The 16,218-nt window shown below is 33.3% G+C and carries 13 protein-coding genes; 3 read left to right on the top strand and 10 right to left on the bottom strand.

The window, feature by feature from the left end:
- Positions 1–32 precede the first annotated feature (32 nt).
- Positions 33–1,994, top strand: a complete 1,962-nt coding sequence (locus IMCC3317_RS05930; protein WP_228054964.1) for a DUF3857 domain-containing protein — start codon at positions 33–35, stop codon at positions 1,992–1,994.
- Positions 1,995–2,151: 157 nt separating this feature from the next.
- Here IMCC3317_RS05930 and IMCC3317_RS05925 read toward each other — a convergent pair whose 3' ends face one another.
- The 7 genes from IMCC3317_RS05925 to IMCC3317_RS05895 all read right to left on the bottom strand — a co-directional run bounded on the left by IMCC3317_RS05925 (position 2,152) and on the right by IMCC3317_RS05895 (position 6,839).
- The gene (locus IMCC3317_RS05925; RefSeq protein WP_160131872.1) at positions 2,152–2,790 is read right to left on the bottom strand and encodes an RluA family pseudouridine synthase; all 639 of its coding nucleotides are present in this window, start codon (positions 2,788–2,790) and stop codon (positions 2,152–2,154) included.
- Positions 2,791–3,316: 526 nt separating this feature from the next.
- Complete coding sequence (gene panB / locus IMCC3317_RS05920; protein ID WP_160128587.1) at positions 3,317–4,135, bottom strand: 3-methyl-2-oxobutanoate hydroxymethyltransferase; 819 nt, start codon at positions 4,133–4,135, stop codon at positions 3,317–3,319.
- A 91-nt stretch (positions 4,136–4,226) separates the two neighbouring features.
- The gene (locus IMCC3317_RS05915; protein ID WP_160128586.1) at positions 4,227–4,622 is read right to left on the bottom strand and encodes a hypothetical protein; all 396 of its coding nucleotides are present in this window, start codon (positions 4,620–4,622) and stop codon (positions 4,227–4,229) included.
- Positions 4,623–4,657: 35 nt separating this feature from the next.
- Complete coding sequence (locus IMCC3317_RS05910) at positions 4,658–5,143, bottom strand: GyrI-like domain-containing protein (RefSeq protein ID WP_160128585.1); 486 nt, start codon at positions 5,141–5,143, stop codon at positions 4,658–4,660.
- A complete protein-coding gene (locus IMCC3317_RS05905) occupies positions 5,143–6,018 on the bottom strand; it encodes a bile acid:sodium symporter family protein (protein ID WP_160128584.1) in 876 nt (291 codons plus the stop codon). Before IMCC3317_RS05905 ends, IMCC3317_RS05910 begins: the two co-directional genes overlap by 1 nt.
- Before the next feature lie 63 nt (positions 6,019–6,081).
- Positions 6,082–6,498, bottom strand: coding sequence for a hypothetical protein (locus tag IMCC3317_RS05900; protein ID WP_160128583.1), 417 nt, complete (start codon positions 6,496–6,498; stop codon positions 6,082–6,084).
- A complete protein-coding gene (locus tag IMCC3317_RS05895; protein WP_160128582.1) occupies positions 6,495–6,839 on the bottom strand; it encodes a hypothetical protein in 345 nt (114 codons plus the stop codon). Before IMCC3317_RS05895 ends, IMCC3317_RS05900 begins: the two co-directional genes overlap by 4 nt.
- Before the next feature lie 87 nt (positions 6,840–6,926).
- Between IMCC3317_RS05895 and IMCC3317_RS05890 the strand changes: the two genes are divergently transcribed.
- On the top strand, positions 6,927–7,385 hold the full coding sequence (locus IMCC3317_RS05890) for a nuclear transport factor 2 family protein (RefSeq protein WP_160128581.1): 459 nt from the start codon (positions 6,927–6,929) through the stop codon (positions 7,383–7,385).
- A gap of 238 nt (positions 7,386–7,623) precedes the next feature.
- Here IMCC3317_RS05890 and IMCC3317_RS05885 read toward each other — a convergent pair whose 3' ends face one another.
- Positions 7,624–9,042, bottom strand: a complete 1,419-nt coding sequence (locus IMCC3317_RS05885) for an L-serine ammonia-lyase (protein WP_160128580.1) — start codon at positions 9,040–9,042, stop codon at positions 7,624–7,626.
- A gap of 331 nt (positions 9,043–9,373) precedes the next feature.
- Between IMCC3317_RS05885 and dnaK the strand changes: the two genes are divergently transcribed.
- Complete coding sequence (gene dnaK, locus IMCC3317_RS05880) at positions 9,374–11,281, top strand: molecular chaperone DnaK (RefSeq protein WP_160128579.1); 1,908 nt, start codon at positions 9,374–9,376, stop codon at positions 11,279–11,281.
- A 250-nt stretch (positions 11,282–11,531) separates the two neighbouring features.
- Here dnaK and IMCC3317_RS05875 read toward each other — a convergent pair whose 3' ends face one another.
- Both IMCC3317_RS05875 and recQ read right to left on the bottom strand, forming a co-directional pair.
- Positions 11,532–13,184: an HYR domain-containing protein gene (locus IMCC3317_RS05875; protein ID WP_160128578.1), complete on the bottom strand. Its 1,653-nt coding sequence runs from the start codon at positions 13,182–13,184 to the stop codon at positions 11,532–11,534.
- 695 nt (positions 13,185–13,879) lie between these two features.
- The gene (gene recQ, locus IMCC3317_RS05870; protein WP_160128577.1) at positions 13,880–15,982 is read right to left on the bottom strand and encodes a DNA helicase RecQ; all 2,103 of its coding nucleotides are present in this window, start codon (positions 15,980–15,982) and stop codon (positions 13,880–13,882) included.
- Positions 15,983–16,218: the final 236 nt, after the last annotated feature.

Genomic DNA, 16,218 nt, shown 5'->3' with positions numbered 1-16,218 from the left:
ACTTTTTTAAGAACAAAATCAGACAGTCACACATGAAAAAAATACTATTTAGCTTTCTATGTATATGTTCAGTACACATAATCTCGGCACAAGACGCACCCGTTTTCAAATCATATGATTGGCAAGAAAATCCAGTGTATACCATTGATGAAAGCGAAAAAGATGAACAGATGATTTCGTTAAAAGAATACGTTATCACAGAATTTTATTTTGAAGAAAGTAACACGTTGACAGAATATTTTTTAGAACATAGAGTTTTGTGGTTAAACTCAGATGAAAAAATTGAAGACTACAACAAAATATACATTCCGTATTCGTCAAGTTCAGCCATTGAAGTCAGCAAAGCCAGAGTTATCAATAAAAAAGGAGAAGTTTTAGAACTCGATAAATCTAAAATTCTGTCAGCAGTGAATGAAGAAACAGGAAACAATTACACGTATTTTGCGCTTGAAGGTATAGAAAAAGGAAGTTTCATAGAATATTTCTACGTTGTAAAAAAACGCCCAAGTTATAAAGGAAGAAAGCTTTCTATTCAATCAACTTATCCAAAAAAAGATGTGAAGTTTGACTTGTATTCTCCAAAAAATTTGCTATTTGAATTCAAGAGCTATAACAAAATTCCTGATGTACAATTGGACACGGTTATGACGTCAAAAAAACATTGGAATATGAGTGTTAAAAACCTAATTCCTTTAGAAAAAGAAATACAAGCTGCGTACGATGCAAAAAAAGGATTTATCGTTTACAAACTTGATAAAAATACAGCAAATGGAGCCAATGATATTTCATCATATGGTCAGGTTTCTCAGAACATTTACAGTTATTACTATCCTGAATTTTCTAAAAAAGAGAAAAATAAAATAAAAAAGTTTATCGCTGAAGCGGGAATTGACAAGCTAACAGATCAACAAGAAATCATTAGAACTTTAGAAATTTACATCAAAACAAATGTCTTCAGCGATGAAAGTGTTGATAATAATTTAGAAGAAGTTCTAGAAAAGAAAGTTGCCAGCGAATCAGGATTTATCAAACTATACACAGCAATATTTAGTGCGTTAAACATTAAAAGTCAGATTGTAATTACTACAGATCGAACAGAGTTAAAATTTGATAAAAGCTTTGAAGCGAATAACTTTCTAAGAGATTTCTTAATTTATTTCCCAAAATATAAAAAATACATTTCGCCAACAGAAAATGAGAGCAGATACGGCTTTCCGCCAGCAAACTTAACAGACAATTACGGTTTATTTATCAAAGAAGTAACTGTTGGAAGTTACAAGTCGGCTGTTGGAAAAATAAAATACATAAAACCAATCAAAGCAGCTCAATCATATGATAAAATGACGATTGATGTATCATTTGATGAAGATGATTATACGATTGCTAAGATTAAATTAAAAGAAGAATTGGGCGGTTATTACGCAATGAGTATTCAACCGTATGGTAAATTATTAAACGAAGAGACAACCACGGAATTGAAAGAAGGATTTGGAAAAAGAATCCATCAAGATGCTGAAATCATAAGTACAGACATGCAAAATGCTACGCCAGAATTATTTGGTGTAAAACCATTTATTATTACTGTAGCTGTAGAATCTGATGCGCTTGTAGAAAAAGCAGGGAAAAAATATCTATTCAAAGTAGGTGACTTAATAGGACGTCAAATGCAACTATATCAAGAGAAAAAACGTGTGTTGCCAGTTGAAAATGAATTTCAGCGTAGTTACATAAGAACGATCAATATAGAAATTCCAGCAGGTTACAAAGTAAGTAACTTGGATGATATTAAAATTAATAATTCATATACCAAAAAAGGAAAAAAAGTACTTTCTTTCTTATCGGAATACGAACTAAAAGACAATATGCTAACAATAACTGCTAACGAATATTACAGGATGAACATTATTCCTGCTTCTGAATACGAAGAATACAGAAAAGTAATTAATAGTGCCGCAGATTTCAACAAAATCACCTTGATATTGGAGCCAAAATAAGAGCGAATCAAAGTCGTTTTAATGTCGATAAATTGATGTGAGTTGGATCTAAGAAAAATATATATTATTGCGTGTCACATAGAGCGCAGACGCGATGCGTGCAGGAATCTATTAAAATCACTTTAGTTAATTACTAATCAGAAAGTAGTACTAAATACTATTTGCACGCATCCCAAACAGGATCTTTTGGCAATGGCGCGATAATTTCTACTAATTCACTCTTTACAGGATGTGTGAAAACTAATTTTCGTGCGTGTAAATGTATGCTTGCATCTTTATTACTTCGATCAAAACCATATTTTAAATCGCCTTTTATGGAACAACCAATCGTTGCTAATTGCGCTCTAATTTGATGATGTCTTCCTGTGTGTAATGCAATTTCTAACAATATATAACGATCTAATTTTTTCTTGATAGTATAGTCTAAAATTGCTTTTTTGCTTCCTTCAATTTCTCTTGCAAATGCTGTCGATTTGTTATTTTTCGGATTCTTGCGCAACCAATGCGTCAGTGTATCTTGTGTTTTTGGCGGTTCATTTTTTACAACTGCCCAATACGTTTTCTTTGCTTTCTTTTCTGCAAATAAAGCATTCAATCGCGGTAACGCCTTGGAAGTTCTTGCAAAAACTATAATTCCTGTAGTTGGTCTATCCAAACGATGTACAACGCCTAGAAAAACGCTTCCAGGTTTGTTATACTTTTCGGCAATATATTCTTTTACAACATCGCTTAGTGGTTTATCGCCAGTTTTGTCGCCTTGTACAATATCGCCTGCACGTTTATTGACAATAATCATATGATTGTCTTCGTAGAGAACTTGGAGATTATTTTTTGTGGAGATTATTTTCAATGCTTTTGGAATTTTATGGTGTACTGTTTATCAGTTCGAGTTGAGGTTTTTGCCGAAGTATTAATAACAATTTTGTTTTTCTTTTAATACTAATTGTCATTGCGAGAGTTTTTTACATTGAGCGGAGTCGAAATGGAAAAAACTTGTGGCAATCTGTTTATCGATTAACAGATTACTTCGTCGCAAACTCCTCGTAATGACGTAACTTTTACATTTAGAATTTATCAATTTACATTTTGAGTTTTCAAAACACTTCTCGATACAATTTTCTTAATTTCATTCTGAAAATCATTCGAAGTGACGTTAAGAGTAATGATTACAAAGTAATTTTATTTTTGAATTTTTCAATCTTTCAATTGTTTAATTATTCATTAAACATTAAACATTAAACAGATTACTTCGTCGCAAACTCCTCGTAATGACGTTTCACAGCGACTTTTACATTTAAAATTTAGCATTTAAAATTTAACCTTTAATACTGCTCCTTCACACTAGGAAAATCAACCGATTTCACATCTTTAGAATATTGTTTAAAAGCATTTGTCATTTCTTCATACATATTCAAATAGCGACGTAAAAATCGCGGATTAAACTCATGTGTCATTCCTAACATGTCGTGTGTGACTAACACTTGTCCGTCAACACCATTTCCGGCGCCAATTCCGATGACAGGAATTGTAATGCTTTCGGCAACTTCCTTGGCTAATTTTGCAGGAACTTTTTCTAAAACCAATCCAAAACAACCAGCTTTTTCAAGCATTTTAGCATCTTCTTTCAATTGTTCGGCTTCTTCTTCTTCCTTTGCACGAACCGTATACGTTCCGAATTTATAAATAGATTGTGGTGTTAAACCTAAATGTCCCATCACAGGAATTCCTGCATTTAAAATACGCTTAACTGATTCTTTAATTTCTTTTCCACCTTCCATTTTCACTGCATGTCCGCCAGATTCTTTCATGATTCTAATAGCTGAACGCAATGCTTCTTTTGGATCTGATTGATAACTCCCAAAAGGCAAATCGACTACAACCAATGATCGTGTAATTGCTCTGACAACAGAAGATGCATGATAAATCATTTGATCCAACGTAATTGGCAATGTAGTTTCGTGTCCTGCCATTACATTACTTGCAGAATCGCCAACGAGAATCACATCAATTCCAGCGCTATCTACAATTTTTGCCATCGTATAATCATACGCGGTCAACATGGAAATTTTTTCTCCATTATTCTTCATTTCCACGAGTGATTTTGTGGTAATTCTTTTATATTGTTTCTTTGCTGTTGACATAGTTGCGATTTTGTAAGGTTGTAAAAATAAGGATAAAAAAGATGTGTTTTGTAGTTGAGTAGAATTTTGAATACAATCTACTTAAGAAAATTTAAAACTGGTATTTTAGTTTAAATTTTCTCAAACTCTTCAGATTGATTTCTCCAGCTTTATTTAGCACTTTATTTTTGAATAATAATCTCATCACACTTTTCCATGTATCGTCTCTTAGACTATTTGATTCTATCAAGACTTCACTGTCTAAAAACAAAATTTTTAAATAGTCATCATCATCATAATTTTCAGTAGCATTTCGGTTGTATTGCATAAATATTAATTCGTCTTCTCCATTCAAAGAATACACTGTAAATATCATTCCAAGATTTTCTCTTTCAAAAGAAAGGACTTTTTCTCCATCCAAAACAATCTTATCTTTTTTAAACTTCACTTTTTGAGCAAGCATCGTACCTGACACAAATAATAATAGAATTACAAGTATTTTTTTCATCTGTTAATTTATTTTACGAATATAATATTTCAAGCTCAATTTCTAATAGGAATCCAAACTTCTTCTTCCGAGTTTTCATCTGTTGGATTGTAATTTTCGGGTAAAATTTCAAAATGTGGTCTGTTGTCAAGTTGGTAGTTTGAATTTGGCAACCATTCCCTAAAAATATAATTCGCTAATGCGGAAAAACCATGTGGCAATCCTTTGTAAATAAAAACGGCGTATAATCCAGATTGAATTGTTAAGGTTTCCATTTTGTCAGGAATTGAAGAAAAATCTTCCGTTTCAATCATGGCAAATTTTGTAAATGTTGTTTGCGGATTGAAATTCTCAAAATAAGTAGCATCGTCATACACTTGAATCGAATACAAATCGGTTCCAACTGCATTTTTGATGGTTTTTCGGTTTTGCATGAAGCTTTTCCAAAGTATTGGCGTGGTATTTTGTAGTAATGACATTCTAGCTGATCTCCCAATGAGTTTCTTCTGCGGAAGCGTTTGTATAGTTGGTTTGTTTATCATTATTTAATGGCTGAATCTTTTCGTTTTCCAAAATATAACATCAAGATACTTCCTGTGACAAACATCCAAATAGAGTAGGCGACAATAGGAATTGCCATGTCTAAATTGTTTAAAACTGTCGTGGCAATTACAATGGCAAGAGTTCCGTTTTGAATGCCACTTTCCACAGTAATCGATATGGAATCTTTTAAGTTTAACTTAAATAAACGCGCCGTAAAATAGCCCAAAGCCATTGTGGCAATATTGAGAACTAAGGTAACCAAACCGACTTGTTTCATGGCGTCTCCTAAAAATTTCCATTTTGCAGCTACAATAGCGATAAAAATTAAAATAAAAATAACGGTAGAAGCTGTTCGCATTGGTTTTTCCATTCGAATTGCAAATGCTGGTTTTGCGCGTCTAATGAGCATTCCGATTATAATTGGAATAATTACAATGACAAGTATTTGAAGTACAATATCTAAAATTGGTAATTGAATTATGACATCTGTTCCGCTTCCAAAATAGGCAAGTGCAGATGATAAAATAACAGGAATCGTTAAAATGGTTGCAAAACTGACAATAGCTGTCAAGGTTACGGATAACGCGATATTTCCTTTGCAAATTTGGGTAATTAAATTGCTTGTTGGTCCGCCAGGTGCGGCTGCTAAAATCATCAATCCGATTGCCATTGTTGCATCTAAATCGAATGCAATTGCTAATGAAAATCCAATAATAGGTAAAAATATAAGTTGATTCACAATCCCAATAAATACTGCTTTTGGGTATTTTGTGATTCGAGTAAAATCTTTTGGAACTAAGGTCATTCCCATACCAAGCATAATAATACCGAGTGATAACGGAAGTAATACTTTGGTTAAAATAGTTGTAATCATTGGTTGGTTTATTTTTGTGAAAACAATGTAGTGATAATTAATGGAATGGGTTTTTGCTGGCTATTAATTATAAATTCGTTTATAGGCTATAGCTGTTCTCATTTTTCCTTTTCTATTGGGAAAGAAGAAAACTATTTTTCTATCTGATATTTTTACAGTCCAAGAAAAGTCAGTTTCATGACCACTTCTATATTCTGTTAAAACGAAATAATCACTGCTTTTTGTAATTGTACCACTTGAAATTTCTGGCTTATATTGTTTATATGTTTTCCATTCCTTTTTACTTGAAACACTATAATTCTTAAATATATAAGTCGAATCAGGGTGAATTATAATTTCTCTAATCGAATAAGAATAATCAGTACTATAATTATGATTATGCGCTAAATATTTTTTGACATTATTTTGACCAAAACAATTAGTTACTAAAAAGAGTACTATAATTGATGCTGCTATTCTTTTAAATATCAAATTCATCATGGAGAATAAATAAAATTGTTATAGTAATAAAAAAATGTATAACTCCACGTAAGAAACATGTACATAAGCGTACCTATGATAAAAAAGAAATGTCGAAATAAAAAAATATTCAATTTTCCTTTTAAGTAATATTGATTTACTATTTCTAAAAGTATTCCTACAGAATAAAAAATATTAGCTACAATCCCCCAAAGTATGATTCCAATAAAATCTTCTAATCCGAATGTATGAGGAATATTAGCAAAAACAGAAAATATACCAACAATTCCAACAAAGGCATTAAAAATAATTCGTTTCGTTTCCCACCAAGTAATTGTTTTGTTTAAAACGGTTTCATTCATAATCAATTAGTCAAAAATTAGTAAAACTGTGCTAAATCTAAACAGAATTTATAAAAATTGAGTTACTTTACTTCAAAATTTACAATCATGATGCGATATATACTTGTTTTATTTCTTTTAGTAAGCTTTCGCTTGAATGCACAAACGGACGATGAAATTGCTGCAAAACAAGCGGTTGTTCAATTCTTTGAAGGATTTCATAAAAAAGATTCTACATTGATGCAAGAAGTAGTTCATAAAGATATTATTCTGCAAACTACATATATCAATAAAAAAGGAGAAGCAACTCTGAGAAATCAAGATGCAAAAGGTTTTATCAAAGCAGTTGTTAGTAGAGCAGAAACTCCAATATGGACTGAAAAAATTCTTTCTTACAATGTACAAGTTGACGGAAACATGGCAAATGTTTGGACACCTTACGAATTCTGGCTCGATGGGAAATTTCTACATTGTGGCGTAAATTCGTTTCAACTCTTCAAAGACAATGGAAAATGGAAAATTATTTATTTAATTGATACGAGAAGAAAAGATGATTGTCAGGAATAACACTTCGAGAGCCTCAGTATACTTTCTAACAAGTCTAACAAAGTCCAAGAGAAAATCACATTTAACTCACTGTAATGAGAAGCTGAATCAAGTTCAGCTTGACGTAAAAAAAAGAAGCAAAGCGATTAAAATCCAAGAGATTCCCGTCTAGGCGGGAAAAGTCTAAAAGCAAAAAACAGTGTCGACAGACAACCTTGAATCATTGAATTTTTAAATTCTTAAATTGAGCGAAGCGAATCTAACAATCCGCTAAATTCACACCAACTGCCAATCCGCCTTCGGAAGTTTCTTTATACTTAGAATTCATATCTTTTGCAGTTTCCCACATCGTACTAATCACTTTATCCAGTGGAACTTTTACATCTGCAGGATCGGTTTCCATTGCCAATTCGGCAGCATTAATAGCTTTAATTGCGCCCATAGAATTTCGTTCAATGCACGGAATTTGAACCAAACCACCAATCGGGTCGCAAGTCATTCCTAAATGATGTTCCATTGCAATCTCTGCAGCAATCATTACTTGTTCTGGCGATCCGCCATACAATTCTGTCAATGCACCAGCCGCCATTGCAGACGAAACGCCAATTTCAGCTTGACAACCGCCCATCGCAGCAGAAATAGTTGCGCCTTTTTTGAAAATACTTCCAATTTCGCCGGCAACTAATAAAAATCGTTTGATTTGTTTAAAATCGGCATTGTGATTTTCAATTACTAAATAATACATCAATACCGCAGGAATTACGCCTGCACTTCCGTTAGTTGGCGCTGTCACAACTCTTCCCAAAGAAGCATTTACTTCATTTACTGCTAAAGCGAAACAGCTTACCCATTTAAAAATTTCGCGAAACTTCACATCTGTTCTTCTGATTTTTTTTAACCAATCTTGTGGAGAATCATATGGTAAATCGCCTTTCAATTTCTCATGAATATTAAAAGCTCTACGTTTCACATTTAAGCCGCCAGGTAAAATTCCTGTAGTATGGCAACCGATGTACATACATTCTAACATGGTATTCCAAATGCGATGTAATTCGGCGTCAATTTCTTCTGGAAAGCGCAACAGGGTTTCATTTAACAAAACAATCTCAGAAATTTTCTTCTTTTCTTGACTGCAAAAATGAACCAAATCGGTTGCTTTATTTATAGGAAATGGAAAAATACGAATTGGATGATCGGTATCTGCATGACTTTCTTCTTCTTTCACTACAAAACCGCCACCAATAGAGTAGAAGGTAGCTGAATGTACTTTATGATTCACAATAGCACTAAACGTGATGCCATTTGGATGAAACGGTAAAAAAGAAGTATTAAAAATAATGTCTTTACTTGGTATAAATGGAATATCTTTCTCTTGATTAAAGGGTAAAATAGAACGCTCCTTAATCGTATTGACAATCGTTGTTATATTTTCTGTGGGAATTGTTTCAGGATCAGCACCAAACAATCCAAGTAACACAGCTAAATCGGTAGCGTGTCCTTTTCCTGTCAATGACAAAGAACCATACAAATCAACTCGAATCGAAGTGACATCATCAAAAAGATTTGCTTCTTTCAACTCAGAAATCCAGTTTTCAGCAGCTCTCCAAGGACCTAACGTATGTGAACTCGAAGGACCAACTCCGATCTTCAACATATCGAAAACACTGATGTATTCCATTCTATTTTCAATTTGGTAAAACAAATATATATGATTAAGATTAACAATATGTATCTATTACATGAATTTTATTTATGAAACGAGCATATTAAAAATGGTATCACCTAAACAAATGATTAATAGCGAACAGCATGTGTCCGTTGAAAAACAAATATATACAAACACATGAAAATGTAAAAGTTCTGACAACCTGTCATTTATTTTTAATATAATCGCAAATCTGTCTGACAAAACTTAGTCAATTTCGTGTTGGCATAGTCATTGTCTTATGGTAAACAGTTAAAAAAAAGTATATCATAACACAACATATAAAAAGTAAAAAAATAAGATTATGAGTAAAATTATTGGAATCGATTTAGGAACTACGAACTCATGTGTTTCTGTAATGGAAGGAAACGAGCCAGTAGTAATTGCAAACGCTGAAGGAAAAAGAACAACTCCTTCTGTTATTGCTTTTGTTGAAGGAGGAGAAATCAAAGTTGGTGATCCTGCAAAAAGACAATCTGTAACGAACCCTACAAAAACTGTTTATTCTATCAAACGTTTTATGGGGAACAAATTTTCAGAGTCTTCTAAAGAAGCTGGACGCGTACCATATAAAGTAGTAAAAGGAGACAACGATACACCAAGAGTAGACATTGACGGACGTTTATATTCTCCACAAGAATTATCAGCTATGATTCTTCAAAAAATGAAGAAAACAGCAGAAGAATTCTTAGGACACGATGTTACAGAAGCAGTAATTACAGTACCAGCATATTTTAATGATGCACAACGTCAAGCAACGAAAGAAGCGGGAGAAATTGCAGGATTGAAAGTAAGAAGAATTATCAATGAGCCAACTGCTGCGGCATTAGCTTATGGAATGGATAAAAAAGGAATAGATCAAAAAATCGCTGTTTTTGACTTCGGAGGTGGAACACATGATGTTTCTATCTTAGAATTAGGAGATGGAGTTTTTGAAGTATTAGCTACAGACGGAGATACACACTTAGGTGGTGATGATGTTGATGAGAAAATCATAAATTGGTTGGCTGAAGAGTTTAACAGTGAAGAAGGAATGGATTTACGTAAAGATCCAATGGCGCTACAACGTTTAAAAGAAGCTTCTGAAAAAGCAAAAATTGAATTATCAAGTACAGCTTCTACGGAAATTAACTTGCCATATATTACAGCAACAGCTAGTGGGCCAAAACACTTGGTACGTACATTAACGAGAGCAAAATTTGAGCAATTAATTGACGATTTAGTAAAAAGAACAATCGAACCTTGCCAAACAGCATTGAAAAATGCAGGTTTATCAATAGGAGATATTGACGAAATTATCTTAGTTGGTGGTTCAACTCGAATTCCTGCAGTACAAGAAGCAGTAGAGAAATTCTTTAATAAAAAACCAAGTAAAGGAGTAAACCCTGATGAAGTTGTTGCCGTTGGTGCAGCAATTCAAGGTGGAGTTTTAACAGGAGAAGTAAAAGATGTCTTATTATTAGATGTAACACCACTTTCTCTTGGAATTGAGACTATGGGGAATGTAATGACAAAGCTTATTGACGCTAACACTACAATTCCAACAAAGAAATCTCAAGTATTCTCTACGGCAGCGGATAATCAATCATCTGTGGAAATTCACGTATTACAAGGTGAACGTCCAATGGCAGCGAATAACAAAACAATTGGTCGTTTCCATTTAGATGGAATTCCGCCATCACAAAGAGGAGTTCCTCAAATTGAAGTAACATTCGATATTGACGCAAACGGAATTATCCAAGTTTCTGCGAAAGATAAAGGGACAAACAAAGAGCAAAACATTCGTATTGAAGCTTCTTCAGGATTAACAGAAGAAGAAATCAAGAAAATGAAGCAAGAAGCAGAAGAAAATGCGGAAGCGGATAAAAAAGTAAAAGAAACTGTTGACAAATTGAATGAAGCAGATTCAATGATTTTCCAAACAGAAAAGCAACTAAAAGAATTTGGTGAAAAATTATCGGATGATAAGAAAAAGCCAATCGAAGATGCTTTGGCTGAATTAAAAGCAGCGTACGAAACAAAAGACATCGCTGTAATTGATCCTGCTTTAGAGAAAATCAACGAAGCTTGGAAAGTTGCCAGTGAAGAAATGTACAAAGCGCAAGCAGACGGACAAGAAGGTGGAGCAGCTGAACCAGAAGCTCCAACAGGTGAAGATGAAGCTAAAGACGGAGAAGACGTTCAAGACGTAGACTTCGAAGAAGTCAAGTAGTTCACCCTGAGCGGAGTCGAAGGGTAGATTTCGATACAAAATTCTTTTAGAATTTCACTCAATCTGACGTAATTCGTATTTAAAAACGTCAGTTCGAGTAATTTTTATCATATTGAATGCATCAAATGAAGCACAATCATAGTAGATAAAAATTGTATCGAGAACAGATTTGAAACTTTAGTTCATTTATAAATACAAGAAAAGCAGCTCAATTGAGCTGCTTTTTTTTTTTTGAGTATTTTTTTAAATGTTAGTTTTTTACAAGTCGCTTTACAGCGATTCTACTCTCTGTATCTTCAATTTTAACAAAATACATTCCGGCAGAAAGAGTTGAAATATCAATTGTTTTTTCATCAGAAAGTTGACCAATATTTGTGATAGTTTTTACTATTCTACCATTCAAATCCAAAATAGTTATACGATCTATGGAAATGTTTGTAACACTATTAATGGTAATGACATCTTTCGTTGGATTAGGAAAAAGTTTTATACTATTTGAAAACGCATTTTCAGTAACGCTCAAATTCGCATCTACAGTTACATCAAAAGAACACATTACGGAGTTTCCTGCCAAATCAGTAATTGTAAAAGTATTTGTTGTAGTTCCAATTGGGAAATCACTTCCGCTTGCCAAACCAGCCGTTTGTGTAGGAATATAATCAATTTCTAAAAGATATCTGTATGCAGTTCCGTTCGTAACATCATTCCAACCGCCACTAGATTGACTTACTGTATAATCTTCATTTCCTGCATTATTTGGTTCTCCAGGATTCCAATTATTATAAGTTGCTGTATCGCCGCTTTGCCATACAAAATTTCCTTCGGTAGCTACGTCATTATAGCCAATAAGTAAATCTCCTGCGCCACCAACTCTATTTACAGCTTCTGTAATAAGTGCATTATCAGTAGCATTTCTAATAGTTCCGACAAATCCATTTTGCGCAATAGCATCATTAAAAGCATCTTGTGGAAAAAATGAAGTATCTGATAAATAATACGCTTTTCCGTTAATAGTTGTCAAAGGTGTAAAATTCGGCAACGGATTAATCAACACACAATTGTCAGTTGGAGTCAACGCATAATTTACCACAGCAGTAGTATCTCCAAAATTAGCGGCAGTTTGCATAATATTTGCAGGACAACCAGCCACAGGATTTTCGGTATCAACAACAGTAACAGTAAAACTACAACTCGAAGTATTATTGTCACTATCGGTAACGCTCATGAAAATTTCCGTGATTCCTACTGGAAAAGATGCGCCAGAAGCCAAACCAGAAGTTACCGTTGGTGTTAATGCGCCATCTTCGGTATCGTTTGCAGTAACTGTATAATTTATAACTGTATCACATTGTCCAGTTGTATTATTCATGGAAATATTTGAAGGACATGTAATTACTGGCGAATCTCCAATAGATTCAAATAATTGAACATCTGCAATTTGGTTGATATTTGAAGTGCCACAAGTTCCTGTAAAATTCACTCTATAATATGTATATGAATTTGTATTTGCAAAAGAGAATGTTCTGGAAAAAAAACGTGTAGAAATACATGGAATTGCTCCTGTGGCAATGCTTGTATAATTTGTTCCATCGTTAGAGCCAAATACTTCATAATTTGTTGGATCTCTTTCTTCGGCATCATTTGCAGTTACATACTCCATTCCGATGGCAGTTTTTGAAACGCCTAGTAAATCTACTTGAAAACCAATTCCGTCAAAAGCATCAAAATCTAGGAACTTAGTGTTCGAATTTTGGTCAATAATATTCTGAACGCCTTCAGCTCCTGGCGAATTTACACTTCCAAAATTGGTCGCTGTATGAATGGAATCGTCAAAAATTCCTTGTGCATGTGTAAATGACATTCCTGTACAAAAAAGTAGTAAAAAAAATAAAGTTTTTTTCATGGTAAGATGGTTTTGGTTGGTATAAATTGATTTATTTCAGGAAGTTAGCTGATTTTTTTAGAAATATCAAATTTATTATCTGAAGTATTTTAAAATAGGAAGCTTGCAAAACCCTACTACTATTGTATGATTGTGAAGAAAATTACGCACAATTGTAATTATTGTTAATAACCCGTTGTGAATTTTAAAATCAAAAGTATAATAGAAGCGTCAGTTCGAGTGATTTTGAGGCACGAAAAATCGTATCGAGAACCTTTTTAGTGTAAAAAATTCTATTCTCGATACAAATTTCACTCATATTCAATCGTAAAATTCACTCGAATTGACGAATTTTATTTCAGGAAGTTAGCTGATTTTTTTAGAAATATCAAATTTATTATCTGAAGTATTTTAAAATAGGAAGCTTGCAAAACCCTACTACTATTGTATGATTGTGAAGAAAATTACGCACAATTGTAATTATTGTTAATAACCCGTTGTGAATTTTAAAATCAAAAGTATAATAGAAGCGTCAGTTCGAGTGATTTTGAGGCACGAAAAATCGTATCGAGAACCTTTTTAGTGTAAAAAATTCTATTCTCGATACAAATTTCACTCATATTCAATCGTAAAATTCACTCGAATTGACGAATTTTATCAAAATACACAACGGGTTATTAATACTATTTTTTAATAAATAGAATTAGAAAAACCAATCAAGCATCCTCTCTATTCAAAATAGACAATCCAACACGAATAGTCGCATACGGAACGGCTTCTTCAAAATGTTGAAAATACGCTTTCAAAGTATCTGGATCTTCAAGTTCGACTTTTGCTTTTCGGATGTTTTCCAAATCGTGTTTATCAATAAATTGAAGCATATCAATATCTTTTCCGTCTCCATATAACTTGGAAATATGTGAAAAAATAGTCGTTTCTGCAAGTTTACGTTCTTTTGCAATTTCGGCAATCGACAAACCTTGTTGATACAATTCGTATGTTTTCTTTGTCGTATCAACTTTACGTTTTTGTTTCTTTTCTTCTGCAAATTTGATGATTTCCTTGATGAATTGATATCCGTAATTCTCCATCTTTCTACGTCCGACACCATTAATTTCCATAAACTCTTCGTCCGTAATTGGACGTTTGATTTCCATTTCTTTAAGCGTAGCATCATTAAAAATTTGATACGCTGGCACATTTTCTTCTCTGGCAATGTCCAAACGTAATTGACGCAAACGTTCAAATAACGAATTCTTCTTAACTTTTGTTGTTTTTGCCTTTTCTTCTTCAATAGTTGCCGCAGCTTCTACTAAATTAGCAAGTGCTACTTTTTTTCCATTAAACAAAACATCTTTCGCAAACTCGGTCAATTTCAACTTATTATTTTGATGAAAAGCAATTTCTACATATCCAAGATTCACGAGTTGTGTTACATATTGTTTCCAATCGAGCCAAGAAATATCGTTGGCAATTCCGAATGTTTTAACGTTTTCATATCCTTTCTCTAAAATCGCGCTATTTTGTGCGCCACGCAAAACATCAATCACAACGCCAATCGGTTCTTGTCCATCCAATCTTGCTACTGTTGATAATGCTTTTTGCGCAATAATAGTTCCGTCAAAAAACTGTGGTGGATTTTTACAAACATCGCAATTTCCACAATCTTCACTAATCAATTCGCCAAAATAGCTCAACAAAATCTTTCTACGACAACTCAATGCATCTGCGTATTCTTTCATTCGGTCCAACTTGGCGAGTTGCACTTCTACATTTCCAGAATTCTGTGCAAACTTCTGTAACTGAATTACATCGCTATAACTGTGAAAAAGGATCGTATTGGAAGGCAAACCATCGCGACCTGCACGACCAATTTCTTGGTAATAACCTTCAATGTTTTTAGGCAAATTATAATGAATAACCCAACGTACATTCGATTTGTCGATTCCCATACCAAAAGCAATTGTTGCACAAATAACTTGACATTTATCATTGATAAAATCTTCTTGAATTTGTGAACGTTTATCATGTGAAATTCCCGCATGATACGCTTTCGCGTTGATACTAGCGGCTTTTAATTTATCCGCAACGGCTTCTGTGGCTTTTCTGCTTAAGCAATAAATAATACCACTTTCGTTTGGTTGCTCGTCTATAAAACTTATAATTTGTTTTACACGATCATTTGCAGGTCTAACTTCCAACTCTAAATTTTTCCGATCAAAAGAAGCAATATGTTGTGTTGCATTCGGAATATTCAACTGATTGGCAATATCTTCACGCGTAGCTTTATCGGCAGTTGCTGTCAAGGCAATTATAGGAATATTCGGAAAACGATTTTTTAAATAACCAAGATTTGTATACGCAGGACGAAAATCGTGTCCCCAAGAAGAAATACAATGCGCTTCATCAATAGCTATTAAGCTTATAGTTTGACTATTAAAAACATGCTCTAAATACGATAAACTTTCTGGCGCAGTGTATAATAATTTAATCTCACCAGCAGCAATCTTAGCATAAATTTCTTGTTGTTCAGGTTCACTTTGACTACTGTTAATGTATGCTGCCGAAATTCCGTTGGTCGTTAATCCATCAACCTGATCTTTCATTAATGCAATTAACGGAGAAATTACAATCGTAATTCCGTCCAATAAAATTGCAGGTAATTGGAAGCAAATTGATTTTCCGCCACCAGTAGGCATAATCACCAAGTTATCCTTTCCATCAAAAATAGAATTGATTATAGTTTCTTGAAGTGGTCGGAATGCATCATATCCGAAATACTCTTTTAGGGTACTTTTAATTTTTGTCGGGGCTATCATATTTTACAAAGAAAGTAAAAAAATAGCGAGAAATGTATGATTTTGTAGTGTGAAACTTATATTTAAAATTGTAAAAACAACTATTTATAGTACTAACAATAATGAATACTTTATTTATTTAATGGGAAATACGCTGTAATCATTTGAAAATTAGATAAATAAAAAAGCACAACTTGTTTAAAATTGTGCTTTTTTGGTTGGTTGATTGGTTATTTGATTTGTGACTGAGTTAATTT

The sequence above is a fragment of the Kordia antarctica genome (assembly GCF_009901525.1).
Classification (GTDB): domain Bacteria; phylum Bacteroidota; class Bacteroidia; order Flavobacteriales; family Flavobacteriaceae; genus Kordia; species Kordia antarctica.
Note: the sequence above shows the minus strand (reverse complement) of the source record. Positions and strands in the feature narration are given on the sequence as shown.